Genomic DNA, 19933 nt, shown 5'->3' on the forward strand with positions numbered 1-19933 from the left:
CTGACATCCATAGTTAACTGATTATCAAGCATGATTTCACCTCATCTCTAGTATAACAAAAAAGCCATCAAGTTGATGACTTTTTCAGTGGGCTCTCCTGAATAGGATGGCTTTTTTCTTTTCCTAACCAAGAATTGCTTTTCTACCATATATAGTGGACTGAATCTGGAGCAGGACGACACTACCTCTAAAACATTCTTATAAATTGATTTAAATTCCAAATTTTTGTCGCTACATTCCTATTTCATTTTACTATAAAAAATGCTTTGATCCACAATGGAATCAAAGCATTTTAAAGAGCTCCCCGTACATAAGCGCAGAAGCCGCAGTTCCTCTGTACTTGGATTCTTCTCTTTTGATAAAGCGGGCCAAGTTGAGCAACTCAGGTGCCGGATGTTTGGGATTAAGGAGCAATTCACGATTGACCAGGCCTGAGAGACGAACTGCCAGCAATTGCTCATTTGTAGTAGGCAGTTTTTTAGCAGTCTCTAGGAGAGCAGCAACTAAATCTTCACTCAAATCATGTCGAGCATGATTGTAAAGATCTTTTACAAGGCTTTCTAGGTTTGGTTCTACCATCCCTTCCACCTCCCTTATGGTTTAATAATTTTTAATCAAATCAACTGTTGAACGATCCAATTTTTTCACCAAGGCTTGCAAGAAAGCTTGCGCTTCTAAGAAGTCATCCATTGCATAGAGGGTTTGATGAGAGTGGATATAACGAGCACAGACTCCGATTGTTGTTGATGGGACACCACCATTTTTCAGATGAGCTGCGCCAGCGTCTGTTCCGCCTTTACCACAGTAGTATTGGTACTTGATACCAGCTTCTTCAGCCGTTGTCAAAAGGAAATCCTTCATCCCTGGGAGAAGCAAGTGACCTGGATCGTAAAAACGAATCAAGGTTCCATCTCCAATCTTGCCTTGACCCCCATAAACATCACCAGCAGGTGAGCAGTCAACTGCTAAGAAGACTTCTGGATCAAATTTAGTTGTGGAAGTATGAGCACCACGAAGACCAACTTCTTCTTGGACGTTAGAGCCCAGATAGAGTTCATTTCCGAGTTTTTGACCTGACAGAGTTTCTGCTAACTCGCTCACCATGAGAACTCCATAGCGATTGTCCCAAGCTTTTGAGATGATATTTTTTTCATTGGCTGTTAAGATTGCAGAGCTATCTGGTACGATGGTATCACCAGGACGGATTCCAAAGCTTTCTGCCTCAGCCTTGTCCGCAAAACCACCATCAAAAATAATATCTGAAATAGCTGGCATGGTTGGTCCACCTGTTCCACGTGTCAAATGTGGCGGAACAGAACCTGAAATCACAGGAATTTCACGACCATCACGAGTCAGGAGTTTAAAGCGCTGGCTACTAACCACCATAGGATTCCAACCACCGATTTCTACGACACGAAAAGTACCATCTGGCTTGATTTCGCTGACCATAAAACCAACTTCATCCATGTGAGAAGCGACCAAGACGCGCGGTGCATCCGCAGCTTCTGAATGTTTGATACCAAAAATACCACCCAAGCCATCTGTCACCACTTCATCCACATGCGGTGTCAATTTTTCACGAAGATAAGCACGGACAGGTGCTTCATGACCTGAGATCGCAGCAAGTTCTGTTACTTCTTTGATTTTTGAAAATAATGTTGTCATTTCAGTTCCTTCTTTCTTTCATCCATTTTACCACTTTTTATAGGAGAAGGATAGCGGGAAGGTGGATAGTTTTTTACTCAGTTTTCCTACTAAAAAAGAGAGAGCGATGTTCTTTCAGGAATTTTTCTTTCTTTTTTACATTAAATTGTCAGAAAATTTATTGACAGATTAGAAAAATAGTGTTACATTTATATCTGCAGGTATCTTTCGATACCAAATCTACATAAAAGGACGGGGTATGAAACTTTCTTATTACTTAATTGGCTTACTTCTACTCCTAATCTTTCTCTCTATTAGCATTGGAACCAGTGATTTTTCATGGGGAAAACTCTTTGCACTGGATCATGAAACTTGGCTCCTCTTTCAAGAGTCCCGTCTTCCAAGAACCATTAGCATTCTCCTGACTGCCTCTAGTATGAGCATGGCAGGACTTCTCATGCAGACCATCACTCAAAATCAGTTTGCTGCACCGAGTACAGTTGGAACCACTGAAGCTGCCAAACTGGGAATGGTCTTGAGCCTCTTTGTCTTTCCGTCGGCTAGTCTGACTCAAAAGATGCTCTTTGCTTTTGTTTCATCCATCGTATTTACCCTCTTCTTCCTAGCCTTTATGACCATTTTTACTGTAAAGGAAAGGTGGATGTTGCCTCTGATTGGAATCATCTATAGCGGGATTATCGGTTCTGTCACAGAAGTTATCGCCTATCGTTTCAATCTGGTTCAGAGTATGACAGCTTGGACCCAGGGTTCCTTCTCCATGATTCAGACCCATCAGTATGAGTGGCTCTTCTTAGGCCTCATCATTCTGATAGCCGTTTGGAAATTATCCCAAACTTTTACCATCATGAATCTAGGGAAAGAAACCAGCGAGAGTTTGGGTATTTCCTACTCCCTACTTGAAAAACTGGCCCTCTTTCTGGTGGCGCTAACGACTAGTGTCACCATGATTACTGTGGGTGGCTTACCATTTCTCGGAGTTATTGTTCCCAATCTTGTTCGCAAGCGCTATGGAGATAATCTAAGTCAGACCAAACTCATCGTAGCACTGGTCGGTGCCAATCTAGTTCTGGCTTGCGACATCCTATCCCGAGTTCTGATTCGGCCCTATGAGCTGTCTGTCAGTCTCTTGCTAGGAATCATCGGTAGCCTCGTCTTTATCCTACTTCTCTGGAGAGGGGGACGAAAAGATGCAGTTTAAAAGCAAACATATCAAACTCTTCTGCCTTCTCATTATTCTGGCCATCGGAGCTTGTCTCCTCTACTTTTGGCCCATCACTCACTTGTCAGCCTTTGCTTGGAAGTTGCGTTCCCAAAAAATCATCATTTATCTCTTGGTAGCCATCGCGACTGGGATTTCGACCATTAGTTTTCAAACCTTGACGGAAAATCGTTTCCTGACGCCAAGTATTTTAGGAATCGAATCCTTCTACGTCCTACTGCAAACTCTACTACTAGTTTTTGAAAGCAAGTTTCTTCAACTTGGCAAGTCCCCTATCTTAGAATTCCTAGTTTTGCTTCTGCTTCAATCCCTCTTCTTTCTTGCCTTACAAGGCTACTTGAAGACACTGATGAAACAAGACCTGGTCTTCATCCTGCTAATCTGTCTAGCCCTCGGAAGTCTCTTTCGAAATATCAGTACCTTCCTTCAGGTCTTGATGGATCCAAACGAATACGATAAACTGCAGAACAGTCTCTTTGCCTCCTTTCAACATCTCAACACTTCCATCCTAGCCATCGGTTCTCTGATTATTCTTGCTTTGACAATCTTTTTCTTTCGAAAAGCAGTCATCCTGGATGTCTTGCACCTGCAAAGAGAAACAGCTCAGATATTGGGACTCGATGTTGAAAAAGAACAGAAAGAGCTCCTCTGGGGCATCGTACTTTTGACCTCAACAGCAACTGCCCTGGTGGGATCTATGGCCTTCTTCGGCTTTATGCTGGCTAACCTCACCTACCTGATTGTCAAAGACTATCGGCACAAATTACTCTTTATCGTAGCCATTCTGGTTGGATTTATTAGCTTGACCTTGGGACAAGCCCTGATTGAACGAGTCTTTGCGCTGGAAATTCGCATCAGCATGATCATCGAGAGTGTAGGGGGGCTCCTATTCTTTATCTTACTATACAGGAGGGCACGTCAGTGAAACTGGAAAACATTGACAAATCCATTCAAAAACAGGATATTTTGCAAGGCATTTCGCTTGAAGTCAGTCCTCAGAAACTGACAGCCTTCATTGGTCCAAATGGTGCTGGAAAATCGACTCTCCTCTCCATCATGAGCAGACTGACCAAGAAAGATCAGGGAATTCTCAGTATCAAAGGCCGTGAAATCGAGAGTTGGAATTCGCAAGAACTGGCTCAAGAACTGACTATCCTAAAACAGAAAATCAATTACCAAGCCAAATTGACTGTTGAAGAACTGGTCAGTTTTGGACGTTTTCCCTACAGCCGAGGTCGACTGAGACCAGAAGATTGGGAAAAAATCCGAGAAACTCTGGACTATCTGGAACTAACCAACCTAAAAGACCGCTACATCAATAGCCTATCTGGGGGACAACTCCAGCGCGTCTTTATCGCCATGGTACTGGCCCAGGATACGGACTTTATCTTACTAGACGAACCGCTCAACAATCTCGACATCAAGCAAAGCGTTAGCATGATGCAGATTCTTCGGAGACTGGTGGAAGATCTCGGAAAGACCATTATCATCGTCCTCCACGATATCAACATGGCCAGTCAGTATGCGGATGAAATTGTCGCCTTCAAGGACGGTCAAGTCTTTAGCAAGGGAACGACATGTCAAATCATGCAATCTGACCTGCTCAGCCAACTTTACGAGATTCCCATCACGCTAGCTGATATCAATGGCAAAAAGATCTGTATCTATAGCTAGTAACATAGAAGCTCAAGTTAGAGAACCTTCAGTCTCTTAGTCAATAAGACCAAGAGACTCCCTAAATCGTTATCACATTTTAAAAAGGAGAAATCATGAAAACATCCCTTAAACTTTACCTCACTGCCCTAGTGGCTAGTTTCTTGCTCCTACTTGGTGCATGTAGTACAAACACAAACTCAAGCACTAGTAAGTCGGAAACAAGCAACTCTGCTCCAACAGAGGTAACTATTAAAAGTTCACTAGGTGTAGTCACACTTTCAAAAGTCCCTGAAAAGATTGTGACCTTTGACCTCGGTGCTGCGGATACTATTCGCGCTTTAGGTTTTGAAAAGAATATCGTCGGAATGCCTACAAAAACTGTTCCGACTTATCTTAAAGACCTAGCTGGAAAAGTTAAAAATGTTGGTTCTATGGTTGAGCCAGACCTAGAAGCCCTTGCTGCTCTTGAACCAGACCTAATTATCGCTTCACCACGTACCCAAAAATTCGTAGATAAGTTCAACGAAATCGCTCCGACTGTTCTCTTCCAAGCAAGCAAGGACGACTACTGGACTTCTACCAAGGCAAATATCGAATCCTTAGCAAGTGCCTTCGGTGAAACAGGCACACAGAAAGCCAAGGAAGAATTGGCAAAGCTAGACAAGAGCATACAAGAAGTCGCTACTAAAAATGAAAGTTCTGACAAAAAAGCCCTTGCTATCCTCCTCAACGAAGGAAAAATGGCTGCCTTTGGTGCCCAATCTCGTTTCTCTTTCTTGTATCAAACTTTGAAATTCAAGCCAACTGACACTAAATTCGAAGACTCACGCCACGGACAAGAAGTCAGCTTTGAAAGTGTCAAAGAGATCAATCCTGACATCCTCTTTGTCATCAACCGTACCCTTGCCATCGGTGGGGACAACTCTAGCAACGATGGCGTCCTAGAAAATGCCCTTATCGCTGAAACTCCTGCCGCTAAAAATGGTAAGATTATCCAACTAACACCAGACCTCTGGTATCTCAGCGGAGGCGGACTTGAATCAACCAAACTCATGATTGAAGACGCACAAAAAGCCTTGAAATAAGCTACTTTAAACTCAATCACATCTTTACATGATAAAACGCATCCTATCAAGCTCACCCAAACCTGATAGGATGCGTTTTTATCATTTTGAAATCTGTTTGCCCAACCTCATTCCCCTTCTTGATTTCGTTTGAGGGAAAAGTGGTCTGGGACGGGGTCCTTACCTGTTTTCGACCAGGGGTGGCAACGTAAAATCCGAGCCATGCCCATCAAGACACCCTTGAAGCCATGCTTTTCAATAGCCTGAATCATGTAGTTGGAACAAGTCGGTTCAAAGCGACAGGAGGGTGGAAAGGCTGGTGAGATAAATCGTTGGTAAAAGCGCACAGGCGCTATTAAGATTCGTTTCATTATTTCTTGGTTACAGCCATAGTGTGTAGTTGGCTGATTTCTTTTTTATTAAGACGACGGGATTCTCCAGGACGGAGTCCCGTCAAGTCTAGATGTCCAAAACGGGTCCGTGACAACTTGTCCACTTGGAGACCGACAGCTTCAAACATCTTTTTAACCTGGTGGTTACGCCCTTCATGGATAGTCAACTGCACCACAGAGCGGTTTTTGACTGGATCCACTTTGAGAATCTCATAGACAGCCGGCTTGGTTTTCTTACCATCAATCTCAAGTCCACGGGTCAAGGGGCGGAGATTATCCTTATTGGCCACACCTTTAACACGCGCGACATAAACCTTGTCAATCTCATTACGAGGGTGAATCATCTCATCCGTAAAATCCCCATCATTGGTCAAAATCAAGACTCCTGATGTATCCCAGTCCAAACGACCTACAGGGTAGATGCGCTCTTTCACGTTGGGCAAGAGGTCGACAACAGTCTTGCGGCCCTTGTCATCTGTCACGCTGGAAATGACACCGCGTGGTTTGTTAAGCAGATAGTAGACCTTTTCTTCGTTGTAGATAGGTTGGCCTTCAACTTCGACCTTGTCGCCTGACTTGATAGTGGTTGCTAGTTCACGTACCACTTGGCCGTTAACCGTCACCAAACCTTGCTTGATCAACTCTTCTGCTTTTCTCCTACTGGCCACACCTGCGTGGGCAATATACTTATTGATTCTCATCTTCTTCTATCCTTTCACCAAATAATTGGCTTTCTTGGGCTTGAATCTCAAGCTCATCAATCACTGGTAATTCTTCTAAATGGTTTATTCCCATGTAATCTAGGAAATAATCCGTAGTCACATAGAGGTTAGGACGACCCAACACTTCTTTTTTCCCGTCTTCTCGTATCAAGTCAAAGGCCTGCAACTTTGCCAAGGCCCCACTCGAGTTGACCCCACGGATGGCATCAATCTCTATTCGTGTGATGGGCTGTTTGTAGGCAATGATGGACAAGGTCTCAAGGGCAGCCCGAGATAAACTCTGGTTGATAGGCGCCTTAGAGTATTCCTTCAAAATCTCTGAAAACTGAGGTTTGGTCACCAATCTATAAGCGCCCCCTGTCTCAATCAGGGCCAAACTGGAATCTGGGTCCTTTTCATACTTCTGGGCTAATTTTTCTAAACTCTGTTGGATGCCTGTCGGTGGCAGAGAGAGGAGTTCAGCTAACTGGCGGACTCTAATCCCATCTTCACCCGCTACAAACAAGAGCGCTTCTATTTTTGCTAAAGTACTCATCTTTCCTCTCTATCAAGTCTAGCTTTGGGCCACTTGACTTTCTTCCTTCTTTTCCATGAGATAGATATCTCCGAAACTCTCCTCTTGCACGAGGATCAACTCCTGGGTTTTGATTAACTCTAGGGTTGCCAAAAAGAGGGTAATGACCTCTTGGAGATTCTGGGCTTCCTTGAACAAATCCTGCAAGCGCAACTGGTCTCGTCCAGCCAAGGACTCTTTTACGATGACCATCATGTCCTCAATCTTATACTCATCCCACAGGATAGTCGTGTGATTCTGTGCAAACTCCTCTTTTTTCTTGGCTAGGATATTTGAAAAAGCCAAAAAGAGGTCAATGGTCGTCTTGTCATGAACAAGCTCCGCATCTTCGTAAATCAACTCTGTCGGCGCTTTGGAATAGTGCTGGGCCCGTTCTTGGTGCTTGGCTTCCAAGTGCTCCCCCAAGAGCTTGAACTTGCGGTATTCTTCGATTTGAGAGAGAAGATCCTGCTCCAGATCATCTTCCAAATCGGTCACTTCTGCTACCTTTGGAAGGAGTTTGCGGCTCTTAATCAGCATGAGCTGACTGGCCATGACCATGTACTCGCCCGTCACTTCCAGACGCATGGCCTGCAGGGTTGAGACATAGGCTAGATACTGCTCAATGACTTCCGTAATAGGCACATCGTAGATATCCATCTGGTACTTAGAAACCAGGTGCAAAAGCAAGTCCAGGGGCCCTTCAAAATCTTTTAATTTAATATCCATTATCTATATTTTTCTAAGGTAAGGACTGTTTTTAATCCTAATTTTTTTGCAATTTCGTACAAATCGACCTTGTTTTCAATTTGTCGTAGAATGAACTGTTCCCGCAAGGCTTGAGCCGATAAGGTTGTGAAACCTTTCTCCTTGACAAAAGCTTCTAGTTGACGGAAGGCCCACTGACGAGAATAGGCTTTCCCTCCCCTTTCAAAAAGATAGGTCTGGCCCATCAAGGGTTCCAATTCTGAAAGCAAGGTCGTGGAAATAGTGACAATCCTCTGTTGGGAAGCCTTCTGGATTCGCAACACCTGAAAATCCAGATTGATGTCCGCAACATTGAGAGCTAAAATCTCACTCGGCAAGAGCCCCATTTCCAAGATAAGTAGAGCCAGTAAACGCCCCTCTGGATAATTACTTTCCTGCCAAAAAGAGTCTAGGTCTAACAGTTCTGGCTTTTCGGTTTTCTTTTCAGCTTGTTTGGCTAATTCCAAACGATAAAAGCTATCCACTTCTCCTTTTTGATAGAGAAAGTAGAGAAATTGGTTACAGGCCGAAATCTTTCGCTTCTGGGCGCTGATTTTTAGATTGGCTAGCTGGACTTGGTAAATCTTGAGACTGGTCTCAGAAATCCTCTCGCCCACAATGTCTAAAAATTGTTCCAGATCATACTTATAGGACTGCTTGGAATTGGCAGATAAGCCCTGCTTTTCTTCTAAAAAGGCTGAAATCCTATCTCTCATTTGCATCGAATCTCATATTCCTTACTAAAGTCATGCAAGAGGGCATTCACTGCCTTGAGGATAGACTTGCGCGTGATAATCCCTTGGAAAATACCAGACGCATCCACAACCGGCAAGAAGGACTCATCTACCAACTTGTGCAAGACCTCCGTAATGGTAAAATCAGGCGAGACGACCGCTACGTCCGTTTTGGTCATATGAACAATATCCGTATCCGCCATGATTTCTTGGCTCAAGTCATGCTCCATCTGATAAGCCATAATATCTCTGAGCCCAATCGTCCCAACAAACTGTTTTTCATCTGTTACAACAGGAACACGGGTATAGGTCATCTGACTGAGCAAGAGAGTCGCGTGATCTGCATTGTGGGTATCAATCAACACGGCCAGATTTTCAGCAGGGGTCAAAAAAGTTTCCTCCTGCCCCAACAAGAAAGTCTCAAACTCCTTGGCAATCATCGGCTAAACTCCTTAGACAAGCCTGGATACACCTCATGGTCTCGTGTCAAAAAGTCCACTTTGAAGTAACTATCATCAATCTCCACACGAGCATAGAGACATTCTCTGATGGTCCCACGTGGTTGACTGATGGAACCTGGATTTAGAAAGAGGGTCTTGCCTTCCATCCAAGCGCTTGGCACATGCAAGTGACCATAAAGACAGATATCGGCCTCTTCTTCCTGAGCCCAGTAGTCCAACTTTTGAAAGTTGAAATTGATGTCAAACAAGTGACCATGGGTTTGGATAATCTTGGTCGAACCAAGCTCGGTCACCAAACGTTCTGGGTAGCCGGCGTAGAAGTCCATGTTCCCTTTAACTACACGGATGCCCTCCCAAAGTGGAGAATCAGGACGCAGTTCAGAATCGCCGTTATGAAAAACGGCGTCAACTTTGCCCACATAGCGATCACGGATTTCTTCCACAATCAAGCTATCGCCATGTGAATCGCTCATTACAATGATGGTTTGCTTTGCCATGATGGAAATACCTCCAAAAGTTTCTTAACGGCTAAGGCACGGTGAGATTGACTATTTTTTTCTTCAAGGGTTAATTCAGCTGAGGACTTGCCTGTCTCTCCTACAAGGAAGAGAGGGTCATAGCCAAAGCCATTTTCACCCTTAGGTTCAAAGTTAATGTAGCCTGGCCAGTCAGCTTCGACAACCAAGCTTTCCTTGTTTGGACTAGCTACGACTAGGGTTGTGTGGAACTGAGCCGAACGATCCTTGAGTTCAAAGACCATGGCCAATTCGTGCAATAGCTTGGCATTATTTTCACGGTCAGTAGCTCCCACTCCTGCGAAACGAGCTGACCAGACGCCTGGCAAGCCACCAAGGACATCGACTTTCAGTCCAGAATCATCTGCCAAAACCATCTTGCCCGTTAATTGAGAAATAGTTTCTGCCTTAAGGCGGGCATTTTCTTCGAAGGTCATGCCTGTTTCTGCTACTTCAGGTAGGTCAGGATAGTCATTGAGATTTTCCACATCGTAGCCTAGCTTGTCAAAGATAGCTCGAAATTCCTTGGTCTTGCCTTCGTTTCGAGTCGCAATCAATAAGGTTTCTCTGACCTTGCTTGTCTCAAAGAAATCATGAACATTGACCCCTTCTTTAGGCAATGCTACATGCAGGAGTTGCCCATTTTCAATCAAGAGAAAAGCTCCCTGACGTTGGATGACTTCCAGATTTCGTCCCATTTCTTGGTTGAGGATATCTACCACAAAAGACAATAAACGGTAGAGAGAACCATAGCGTAAAACAGTAACTGAAAGCGGAAAACCTTGTTCCTCATCTCGAAATCTTTGGGCAAACTCAAATAGAGGAAAATCCAAGTCTTCATCAGTCAATGTCCGGACACCACCAAAAATACTATATGAGCCGACATACCAGTCCTGGTCATCCTTATATTCATAAATTTTATTTGTCATAATTCTACATGCTCCACATAAATCTCTTTTTCCAGCCATTCTTCACCAATTTGTGCAAAACTTTGGCTGCTGGCTGTTGTGTAAAAACGGTGATGGAGTGGTCCAGCATCGCGACCACGATTGATTTCAAAATAATTAAGTAAGACTGAGATATCTCGTACGCACTCTGCCCCACTATCGATGAGCTGAACCTTGGGCCCCATGACATTTTGAATAATAGGTCTGAGCAGTGGATAATGGGTACAACCCAAAATCAGGCTATCCACCTTTCCAACCAAGGGACGCAGGGTTTCATAGACCACTTTCTTAGTGACACTGGTTGACAGGGCGCCTGACTCAACCAAGGGAGCAAACTTGGGACAGGCCAAGCTCTCCACCTGTAAGTCGGGATCCAGATCATGGATTTTCTGACGGTAGATGCCTGATTGTACCGTCATGGGTGTTCCAATCACTCCGATTTTCCCACCTTGACTGGACTTGATAGCTGCCGAAGCTCCTGGCAAAATCACACCTAGGACGGGAATGTCTAGTTGAGCCTTAATTTCTTCCCAGACGACCGCAGTCGCAGTATTACAAGCAATGACAATCATTTTGACATCCTTGGTCAAAAGAAAGTTGACCAACTGCCAAGTATATTCACGAATTTGCTCAGCAGGACGGGGACCGTAAGGCGCCCGTGCCGAATCTCCAATATAGACGATTTCTTCATGGGGAAGCTGGCGCATGAGCTCGCGCACAACGGTCAAGCCCCCGACACCCGAATCCAAAAAACCAATTGGTCGATTATCCATACAGTCTTCTTTCTAGTCTTTTTTCTGATTGATAGTTCATTATGATTACTTTTCTTTAATAATTAATTGACAGCCTAATCAACAACTATCTCTCTTAATCATAATCAAATATCAATAGAATGCAAGGAAAAAGTCTCATCTCTAAAGCATAGCCAACATAGTGAGAAGTCTGGAACTTTCATCCCAGACTTTTCCTTATTTATTTTTTCTTTTTATTGTTAGCAAGGGCTGCTTTTTGTTGGCGGATGATTTGGTGGTAAACTTGTTGTACCTTGGCTTCGCTTGGTTTTTGACCATTTGCACTCAAAAGAGTACGAACTGCTTCAGCATTCAAACGTGGGTTGTCAGCGAATTCCTTTTCAATTTGCTTACGAACCAAGTACATTCCTCCAAGAGCTCCTCCTAGAAAAGCTAGCACAATCAATACAATTGCTAAAAGTAAATCCATAATTTTTCTCCTGTTTCTTTTTGAGTCTCTTTCATTATACCACAAACTAGCCACCCTGACTAGTTTGTTTTACGCTTTCAGGAATGGAATAGACAGCAAAAAGAACCCTGCTTTTCTGCGAAAGAGGGCTCCTTACTGAGTTTATACTCAATGAAAATCAAAGAGCAAACTAGGAAGCTAGCCGCAGGCTGCTCAAAACACTGTTTTGAGGTTGCAGATAGAGCTGACACAGTTTGAAGAGATTTTCGAAGAGTATTAATTTACATAAATAGCCAGTGTTTGATACGGTCTGAGTAGAATTTTTTCAGACACTTCTGCATCTTCATAATTGGAAATCAAAATTTGCCCATTTTGGTAGGCTACTGGTAAATCCATTTCCACTTCTGTGACATAGAAATTATTGAGCCACATCTCAGCCTTTTTCTTTATCCCAAAACCAATTCATCACTGACTAGACTTTGGCCACTATTTTTCTGGAAGAGATGCATGAGATCTTCAACCGTCAGATGCTTTTTCTCTTCTCCTTTGACATCTACCACTATCTTGCCTTGATAGAGCATAATGAGACGATTTCCGTACTCAATCGCATGGTTCATATCGTGGGTAATCATCAAAGTCGTCAACTGATGGTGTTCCACAATCTTTTGCGTCAAATCCATCACCATTTGACTCGTTTTCGGGTCAAGTGCCGCAGTATGTTCATCCAAAAGCAAAAGTTTGGGTTTCACCAGAGCTGCCATGACTAGGGTCAAGGCCTGTCTTTGTCCTCCTGAGAGATATTGAGTATCTACTTTTAAGCGGTTTTCAAGACCAATATTCAACTCCTTCAAGGCCTCTTGGAACTGGATTCTATCCTTCTCCTTCACGCCCCAACCAAGCCCTCTCTTCTGCCCTCGTCTCAAGGCAATAGCCATATTCTCCTCAATCGTCAAACGAGAAGCTGTTCCCATCTTAGGATCTTGAAAAACACGGGCAATATCCTTGGCTCTCTTTCTTACACTCAGATTTTTAATGGATTTGCCTGCCAGTAGAAGATCCCCTTCATCCACAGATAGATTGCCAGCCAAGATATTCATCAAAGTGGATTTCCCTGCTCCATTTCCACCGATCACAGAGATAAAATCTCCCTCTTCAACTTCTAAATCTAATCCTTTGAGGACATGGTTCTCATTGACCGTCCCTGCTTCAAATGTTTTGTGAATATTTTCAAGTGTTAACAAACTTGCCATAACTTTCTCCTCCTATTCATTTCTCAATTTCAGACCACGAATCTTTAATCGCTTTTGCAATTCTGGTGCAAATAAAACTAAAGCGAGCAAGATTGCATTAAAGAGACGTACCAAGTTTTGATCTAGATTTGGAATTTCATAGATATTTAAAATAATCAAACGGTAAACAATGGCACCGATTCCGATGGATAACAAACGGCCTCCAATGGGCAAGTCGTGTATCAATACTTCCGCAATAATCACTGCACTCAAACCAACAACAATGGTTCCTGTCCCAGAAGTCACATCTGAAAATCCATCATTTTGGGCAAACAAGGAACCACATAGGGCAATCAAGCCGTTTGAAATCATGTAGCCAACAATCTTCATGGTGTCTACATTGACCCCATTGGCCTCACTCATCGGAATATTGTCCCCAGTCGAACGCAAGACCAAGCCAATCTCTGTTTTCATCAAAAGAGTCAAGACCAAACAAACAAGTAAGAGACAAGCTAAACTGAGTGAGAAAACAGCTTCTTCAGTTGACAGCCCCAAGCTAGCCAACTGTTTAAAGACAGTCGAAGAATCTCCCAAGGAAAGATTGGGCACACTTCCCATGATTTTAATATTGATTGAATAAAGCCCTGTCAAGGTCACAATCCCTGTCAAGAGGGCTGGAATTTTCATCTTGGTGTGGAGCATTCCTGATACTAGACCTGCTACCATACCTGCAAACAAAGCAAGTAAAGTCGCAATCCAAGGATTTGTCCCTGCCTGTATCTGAGATACGACGACAGCCGCCCCCAGTGGAAAGGCTCCTTCAGCAGTCATATCCGCAATATCCAAAATACGGAAAGTCAAGTAGACCCCAATCGCCATAATCGACCACAACAAACCTTCTGATAAACTAGATAACACAAAATTCATCTTAAACCTCCTTATTCCTTGCCTTCTAACTTACTAATATCAATTCCCAATGCATCTGCCATTTCTTGATTGGTATGCAATTCCAGTTTTTCAGGCAACTCAACTGCTATATTTTCTGGCTTTTCACCTTTTAAGACACGAACCAGCATGCGAGCTGTCTGTCTTCCCAATTCTTCATAATTGGTTCCGTAATTATACAAGCCACCAACAGCAATCATTTCTGTTGAACCACCGAATACTGGAACCTTGTGTTTAATAGAAACCTGCTTAACTGTTTCCATGGTTGACGAAATGATATTATCCGTTGGTACAAAAACCATATCCACCTCTACCATCAAACTCTCTGCTGCCGCCTTGACGTTGTTACTGTCCAAGATTGTTTTTTCAACAACGGTAAAGCCTTTTTCTTCCAGAAGGCGCTTAGCTTCATCCTTTTGGACAACTGAGTTTGGCTCGCTCTGAGTATAGAGGATTCCAATTGTTTTAGCTTTTGGCAACACTTTCTTTATCAAATTGATTTGGGTTGAAATGGCATCTGATGACTGGTCACTTGTCCCAGTCACATTGCCCCCAGGATGCTCTCTTGACTCAACCAACTTGGCACTGACAGGATCTGTTACCGCTGAAAAGATAACAGGTGTCGTTTGTGTTGTATTAGCCAAACTCTGAGCAGAAGGCGTTGCGATGGCTAGAACGACATCACTAGATTCTGCTAGTTGCTGGGAAATGGTTTTTAGATTTCTTTGCTCACCCTGTGCATTTTGCAAATCAATCTCGATATTTTTCCCTTCAACATAGCCTTGCTTTGCTAGCTCATCCACAAAACCTTCTCTAGTAGCGTCCAAAGATTGATGAGTAATAAACTGCGAAATACCGATACGAAAAACATCTTTTTTCTTATCTGCCTTCAACTGATGCAAACTGATCAGAGAGGTCAAGAGAATCCCCACTACCAAGAGGGGGGCTAGTAATTTTCGAACAACTTTCATAATGAAACTCCTTCTCAGAAAAGATAAAACAAAAAACCGCCTAGATACTATCTAAACGGATGCTTGAAATAATCTAACAAGTTACAACTTAGCTAGTCCATTTAGATATTCATCTATATGGACCACAATCAAAAATCTTAGCCACATAGATACAAACAAATTGCTTGAACTGTTTGCATCCATGGTGACATGTCTACAAACACTATCTAAAGTAGCTAAAGTAAAAGTTTTGATTCATCGTTACAGCTTGTTTCTTATTCATTTCTTTTTCTGCTTTCTTTTTTGATGTTTCCTATCTTACCACCTTTTTTATCACCTGTCAAGAATATTTCAGAATTTTTTAAAATTTTTCGAAAATTCTTTCAAGCCACTTTTAAAGTTTTTCAAATCAGTCCAACAAAAAAGGGTTATAATTTCCATAAAAGTTGACATGGAAATTATAAAACCACTATTAGTTTAACCCTTGTTGGTAACGCGCCAATTCGGCTTGGTTAGCCCAAACATAGTGACCTGGACGGATTTCTACCATAGATGGCTTATCAGTCTCATAGTCGTGTTGACTTGGGTCGTAAACCTTCAAGACCTTCTTACGTTCCAAGATTGGATCTGGGATTGGTACCGCTGAAAGCAAGGCTTGAGTATATGGATGAATTGGGTTGTTAAACAATTCTTCTGTTTCTGCAACCTCTACAATAACACCCTTGTAAATAACTGCGATACGATCTGAAATAAAGCGAACGACAGACAAGTCATGGGCTATAAAGAGATAGGTCAAACCGAGTTCTTTTTGGAATTTTTTGAGCAAGTTCAAGACTTGGGCACGTACAGAAACGTCCAAGGCTGAAATGGGCTCATCCGCAATAACAAAGTCTGGTTGCATGACCAAGGCACGGGCAATACCGATACGTTGACGTTGACCACCTGAGAATTCATGAGGGTAACGAGTCAAGTGCTCAGCAAGAAGCCCCACTTCACGGATAATATTTTTAACTTTCTCTTTACGTTCTTCTTCATCCTTGAACAGATGATGATTGTAAAGACCTTCAGAAATAATATAATCAACAGTCGCACGTTCATTCAAACTTGCGGCAGGATCTTGAAAAATCATCTGGATACGACGAATCAATTCTGCAGCTTGTTCACGCGATTTCTTACCATTAATCTTTTGACCTTCAAAAATGATATCTCCATTACTTGTATCATTGAGACCGATGATAGCACGACCAATCGTTGTTTTCCCACTTCCTGACTCACCTACAAGCGAGAAAGTTTCTCCCTTGTTGATAAAGAAGTTAGCATTTTTAACCGCGACAAACTTCTTACTTCCTTCACCGAAGGAAATTTCTAAATCTTTGATTTCTACTAATTTTTCAGACATTTCCTTCCTCCTAGTCTGCCAGATGGGCAAATCCCATTTTTTCACGGATCTTATCGTGGAGATTTGCAATCACAGCTGGTTTTTCTACTTTTGGAGCATCCTCATGAAGAAGCCAAGTTTTAGCCCAATGCGTCTCTGATACTGAGAATTGAGGGGCTTTTTGTTCGAAGTCAATCTGCATTGCATAGTCAGAACGCAAGGCAAAAGCATCCCCTTTCAGGTCAGTATAAAGTGACGGAGGTGTTCCTGGGATTGAGTAAAGATCCCCTTTATCATCAGCAAGCTGAGGCAAGCTAGACAAGAGACTCCATGTATATGGATGGCGAGGGTCATAGAAGACTTCCTCAACAGTTCCATACTCAACGATTTCTCCTGCATACATCACCGCTACCTTATCCGCAATACTTGCTACCACACCAAGGTCGTGGGTGATAAAGATTGTTGTGAAATGGTACTCGTTTTGTAAAGATTTTAGCAAATCAATAATCTGAGCTTGGATGGTCACATCTAAGGCTGTCGTTGGCTCATCACAGATCAAGACATCAGGTCGGCAGGCAAGGGCAATCGCAATAACGATACGTTGACGCATTCCTCCAGAATATTGGAATGGGTATTCATCAAAACGTCTATCTGCATCTGGAATCCCAACCTTATTCATGTAGTCAATGGCCAATTCTTTTGCTTCTTTAGCTGTTTTTCCTTGGTGTTTTACAATAACTTCTGTAATCTGACTGCCAATTGTTTTAATTGGGTCCAAACTAGTCATTGGATCTTGGAAGATCGTCGCAATCTTAGCCCCACGAATTTGTTCCCAATCTTTGTGAGAAGACAAGGCTGTCAAATCCTGACCACGGTAGTCAATACTTCCTTGGGCAATGCGACCATTTTCTTCGAGCATACCTGTGAAGGTCTTTGTCAAAACAGATTTCCCTGATCCTGACTCACCTACCAAGGCCAACACTTCGCCTTCAACTAGTTCAAGGGAAACGCCGCGAATGGCTGTCAATACTTTGTCACGAACGTCAAATTCCACGACAATATCGCGAGCAGTCAAAATTACATTTTTTTCTTTTGTCATTTCTACTCCTATCTATGTGTACGTGGATCACTAGCATCCGCTAAGTTTTGACCAACTACGAAAAGGGACAAGGATACCAAAACAAGGGTTGTCAATGGAATCCAGAACAAGTAAGCGTTAGTTGTTACGTTTTGTGAATAATCTGAAATCAAACGCCCCAAACTTGGCACGGTAATCGGTAATCCAAGACCGAAGAAAGACAAGAAGGCTTCGTATGAGATAAAGCTTGGAAGCATTTGAGTCATGGTTGTCACAATAACAGATACCAATTGTGGCATGATGTTTTTGGCAACAATCTTCAAGGTTGGTGTTCCCAAAGTACGTGATGCCAAGTTGTATTCCAAATCACGGTAACGCAAGATTTGCACACGGATCATGAAGGCAATCCCAATCCATGTTGTTACACTCATGGCAAAAATCAGATTCCAGAATCCAGCTCCGATTGAGTAAGTCAAGACAATAACAATCAAAAGAGATGGGATGTTTGAGATGACGTTATAAACTTCCATCATCACGCGGTCAACTGATTTTGAAATTCCCCAAATACCACCGACAAAGACACCGATAACCAAGTTAATCACTGTCGCAATCACAGAAATGAGGATAGAGTTACGAGCTCCGAACCAGACACCATCAAAGAGAGATTTACCATTACTGTCTGTACCGAACCAATGCTCCGCATTTGGCTTAATATAACGAGCACTAAAGTCGTTTACCTTGCTGACATCATTGAAATCAAACTTAGAAAACATTGGATAGATGAAACTCATCAAAATGATAGCTACCAAGATTCCCAACATGACTACAGTTGATTTTTTCTTCATAAATTGTCTAAACACTGAACCCCAGTAAGAATATGCTGGCGCATCAATGGCTTCAGAGGCAAAATCGTCACGTTTTACAAACTGAAATTTTTCTTTATCGATTGTAGACATTATTTGCCTCCTTTCTCAGTCAATTTAATACGTGGGTCAATAATCGTCATCCAAATATCTCCCAAAAGAAGTGAGAAGATAGAAATACATGTAAAGATGAAGACAAGACCTACGACCATAGAGTTATTAGATGCTTTTACAGAGTCAATCAACATTTTACCCATACCTGGGAAGGCGAAGACTGTTTCAGTAAGGGTTGCACCACCGATAACCCCGATAACAGCACCAGGAATTCCTGAAACAAGCGGAACCATAGCATTTTTAAAGATGTGTTTATTTGAAATTTCTTTTTCAGACAAACCTTTTGCACGAGCAAAACGAACAAAGTCTTGTGATTGCAAGTCAATCATGTAACGACGAATCCAAATGGCTGTACCAGGAGCACCCAACAAACCAAGGATAACTGCTGGTAAAACATACGAACGCCAATCTCCAGCACCCAAGATAGGGAATGAATCTGGCAAGCCGATTGAAGAACCAGCCAAACGAACGATATAAACCAAGGCAATTGTTGGAAGAGCCATCAAGAAGGTCAAAGCCCCTGTTGAGAAGCTATCAATCCAAGTATTCTTGAAGCGAGCCATAGCTGAACCAAGTGGCACGGCAATCGCATAAGAAATCACCAAACCGATCAATCCAACGACAGCAGAGCTGGCAATCATAGAAGGATATTGGTAGTTGCTTTCAGTTGCAGTATATGGGTCATCTTTTCCGTAGTTGGCTACTTCACGAGAATCAGCCTGACTAGGTGATTTATAGGTTCTTGAGTAAATATTTACAGAAGAAGTCTTCTTACCTGTTGGGAACTGAACTTGAGATGTTTTTGTTTGCCCTTGTCCTTGAGTAATAACCTGTAAAACAGGACTATTAGCATAGGTTGGATAAGAGTCACCTAAATTAATGTTCACAAAGTTTTGATGCACAAATGGGAACTGACTGTTGAAGTACAAGAGATATTTGTGTTTAGTTCCTGAACCAACCAAGGACCATCCGATCGCTGGATCGTTTTCGAAACGAAGGTAACGTTTCAAGTCTGGATTTTCAGGGTCTTGGATTTTATTAGTATGGTCAATATCAATCAAGTTAGCATAGAAGTGAAAAACACGTTCAAAAATTGGGATTTCACGAGTAGCGTAGAATTGGCCACTTTCAGTAAATTCTCCCAAGGTCCAACCATGACCGATTTGTTTGATGTATTTTTCATAGATGGCCTTGTTGGTGTCATTGGCTTCAACTGTTACAGAAGCATCCATCTGGCTAGCTTTTTCTTGCAACTCTTTGGTATCGTAGTACTCTATATAGCCCATACGCTCATAAACAGTATTCTCATAGTTATCACGTTTATCAGCCGTTGTCGCAATCTTGTTATAGTTGGTATCCTGTTTGAAAATCAATTTTCGAGGAACCATTGTATAGATAATCGTGTAAGTCAAGGTTGTTACTAAAAAGATAGAAACCAATGACCGCAAAACACGCATAAAAATATATTTTTTCATATCATTTCCTTTAAAAATCCCAAAAG

Annotated in this window: 23 protein-coding genes and 1 pseudogene; 4 read left to right on the plus strand and 20 right to left on the minus strand. The window is 42.5% G+C overall.

What is annotated here, in order from left to right:
• Positions 1–282 precede the first annotated feature (282 nt).
• Positions 283–579 carry a bacteriocin immunity family protein gene (locus B7695_RS06410; RefSeq protein ID WP_084890535.1) on the minus strand — a complete coding sequence of 99 codons (297 nt, stop codon included), beginning with the start codon at positions 577–579 and terminating at the stop codon, positions 283–285.
• A 21-nt stretch (positions 580–600) separates the two neighbouring features.
• A complete protein-coding gene (gene pepA / locus B7695_RS06415) occupies positions 601–1665 on the minus strand; it encodes a glutamyl aminopeptidase (RefSeq protein WP_084890537.1) in 1065 nt (354 codons plus the stop codon).
• Between the two features lie 238 nt (positions 1666–1903).
• Between pepA and B7695_RS06420 the strand changes: the two genes are divergently transcribed.
• From B7695_RS06420 to B7695_RS06435, 4 genes are all read left to right on the plus strand, one after another.
• Positions 1904–2863, plus strand: coding sequence for an ABC transporter permease (locus tag B7695_RS06420; protein ID WP_192855744.1), 960 nt, complete (start codon positions 1904–1906; stop codon positions 2861–2863).
• Positions 2853–3809 carry an iron chelate uptake ABC transporter family permease subunit gene (locus tag B7695_RS06425; protein ID WP_084890541.1) on the plus strand — a complete coding sequence of 319 codons (957 nt, stop codon included), beginning with the start codon at positions 2853–2855 and terminating at the stop codon, positions 3807–3809. The genes B7695_RS06420 and B7695_RS06425 overlap by 11 nt, the downstream gene beginning before the upstream one ends.
• Complete coding sequence (locus tag B7695_RS06430) at positions 3806–4558, plus strand: iron ABC transporter ATP-binding protein (RefSeq protein WP_084890543.1); 753 nt, start codon at positions 3806–3808, stop codon at positions 4556–4558. The genes B7695_RS06425 and B7695_RS06430 overlap by 4 nt, the downstream gene beginning before the upstream one ends.
• Before the next feature lie 95 nt (positions 4559–4653).
• Positions 4654–5625 carry a siderophore ABC transporter substrate-binding protein gene (locus B7695_RS06435; RefSeq protein WP_084890545.1) on the plus strand — a complete coding sequence of 324 codons (972 nt, stop codon included), beginning with the start codon at positions 4654–4656 and terminating at the stop codon, positions 5623–5625.
• A 107-nt stretch (positions 5626–5732) separates the two neighbouring features.
• On the opposite strand, the gene yidD is transcribed toward B7695_RS06435, so the two are convergent.
• From yidD to B7695_RS06525, 18 genes and pseudogenes are all read right to left on the minus strand, one after another.
• The gene (yidD, locus tag B7695_RS06440) at positions 5733–5975 is read right to left on the minus strand and encodes a membrane protein insertion efficiency factor YidD (protein WP_084890548.1); all 243 of its coding nucleotides are present in this window, start codon (positions 5973–5975) and stop codon (positions 5733–5735) included.
• Entirely contained in the window at positions 5975–6697 is a 723-nt protein-coding gene (locus B7695_RS06445; RefSeq protein ID WP_001222228.1) for a pseudouridine synthase, read from the minus strand. The genes yidD and B7695_RS06445 overlap by 1 nt, the downstream gene beginning before the upstream one ends.
• Positions 6684–7253 (minus strand): SMC-Scp complex subunit ScpB, encoded by a 570-nt coding sequence (gene scpB / locus B7695_RS06450; protein WP_020903100.1) that lies wholly within the window; start codon positions 7251–7253, stop codon positions 6684–6686. Before scpB ends, B7695_RS06445 begins: the two co-directional genes overlap by 14 nt.
• Before the next feature lie 18 nt (positions 7254–7271).
• A complete protein-coding gene (locus B7695_RS06455; protein WP_084890549.1) occupies positions 7272–8000 on the minus strand; it encodes a segregation/condensation protein A in 729 nt (242 codons plus the stop codon).
• The gene (gene xerD / locus B7695_RS06460; protein ID WP_345788997.1) at positions 8000–8734 is read right to left on the minus strand and encodes a site-specific tyrosine recombinase XerD; all 735 of its coding nucleotides are present in this window, start codon (positions 8732–8734) and stop codon (positions 8000–8002) included. Before xerD ends, B7695_RS06455 begins: the two co-directional genes overlap by 1 nt.
• Complete coding sequence (gene cbpB, locus B7695_RS06465) at positions 8731–9192, minus strand: cyclic-di-AMP-binding protein CbpB (protein WP_000560716.1); 462 nt, start codon at positions 9190–9192, stop codon at positions 8731–8733. The genes xerD and cbpB overlap by 4 nt, the downstream gene beginning before the upstream one ends.
• Positions 9189–9710 (minus strand): metallophosphoesterase, encoded by a 522-nt coding sequence (locus B7695_RS06470; protein ID WP_001118952.1) that lies wholly within the window; start codon positions 9708–9710, stop codon positions 9189–9191. The genes cbpB and B7695_RS06470 overlap by 4 nt, the downstream gene beginning before the upstream one ends.
• Positions 9686–10696: a nucleoside-triphosphate diphosphatase gene (locus B7695_RS06475; RefSeq protein ID WP_419991787.1), complete on the minus strand. Its 1011-nt coding sequence runs from the start codon at positions 10694–10696 to the stop codon at positions 9686–9688. Before B7695_RS06475 ends, B7695_RS06470 begins: the two co-directional genes overlap by 25 nt.
• Positions 10654–11448 (minus strand): glutamate racemase, encoded by a 795-nt coding sequence (gene racE / locus B7695_RS06480; protein WP_084890556.1) that lies wholly within the window; start codon positions 11446–11448, stop codon positions 10654–10656. Before racE ends, B7695_RS06475 begins: the two co-directional genes overlap by 43 nt.
• Before the next feature lie 199 nt (positions 11449–11647).
• Positions 11648–11896, minus strand: a complete 249-nt coding sequence (locus B7695_RS06485; RefSeq protein ID WP_000364990.1) for a YneF family protein — start codon at positions 11894–11896, stop codon at positions 11648–11650.
• Between the two features lie 255 nt (positions 11897–12151).
• A pseudogene (locus tag B7695_RS10850) lies at positions 12152–12301 on the minus strand (alpha-glucosidase C-terminal domain-containing protein); the annotation flags it as partial.
• Between the two features lie 20 nt (positions 12302–12321).
• Positions 12322–13125 carry an ABC transporter ATP-binding protein gene (locus tag B7695_RS06495; RefSeq protein ID WP_000157661.1) on the minus strand — a complete coding sequence of 268 codons (804 nt, stop codon included), beginning with the start codon at positions 13123–13125 and terminating at the stop codon, positions 12322–12324.
• Positions 13126–13137: 12 nt separating this feature from the next.
• Positions 13138–14031: an ABC transporter permease gene (locus B7695_RS06500; RefSeq protein WP_084890558.1), complete on the minus strand. Its 894-nt coding sequence runs from the start codon at positions 14029–14031 to the stop codon at positions 13138–13140.
• 11 nt (positions 14032–14042) lie between these two features.
• Positions 14043–15020 (minus strand): ABC transporter substrate-binding protein, encoded by a 978-nt coding sequence (locus B7695_RS06505; RefSeq protein WP_084890560.1) that lies wholly within the window; start codon positions 15018–15020, stop codon positions 14043–14045.
• Between the two features lie 451 nt (positions 15021–15471).
• Positions 15472–16398, minus strand: coding sequence for an ATP-binding cassette domain-containing protein (locus B7695_RS06510; RefSeq protein WP_042900321.1), 927 nt, complete (start codon positions 16396–16398; stop codon positions 15472–15474).
• Between the two features lie 10 nt (positions 16399–16408).
• A complete protein-coding gene (locus B7695_RS06515; protein WP_000159550.1) occupies positions 16409–17476 on the minus strand; it encodes an ABC transporter ATP-binding protein in 1068 nt (355 codons plus the stop codon).
• A gap of 8 nt (positions 17477–17484) precedes the next feature.
• On the minus strand, positions 17485–18411 hold the full coding sequence (gene oppC, locus B7695_RS06520) for an oligopeptide ABC transporter permease OppC (protein WP_000103691.1): 927 nt from the start codon (positions 18409–18411) through the stop codon (positions 17485–17487).
• Positions 18411–19907 (minus strand): ABC transporter permease, encoded by a 1497-nt coding sequence (locus B7695_RS06525; RefSeq protein WP_000759914.1) that lies wholly within the window; start codon positions 19905–19907, stop codon positions 18411–18413. The genes oppC and B7695_RS06525 overlap by 1 nt, the downstream gene beginning before the upstream one ends.
• Positions 19908–19933: the final 26 nt, after the last annotated feature.

The sequence above is a fragment of the Streptococcus mitis genome (assembly GCF_002096845.1).
Taxonomy (GTDB): Bacteria; Bacillota; Bacilli; order Lactobacillales; family Streptococcaceae; genus Streptococcus; species Streptococcus mitis_A.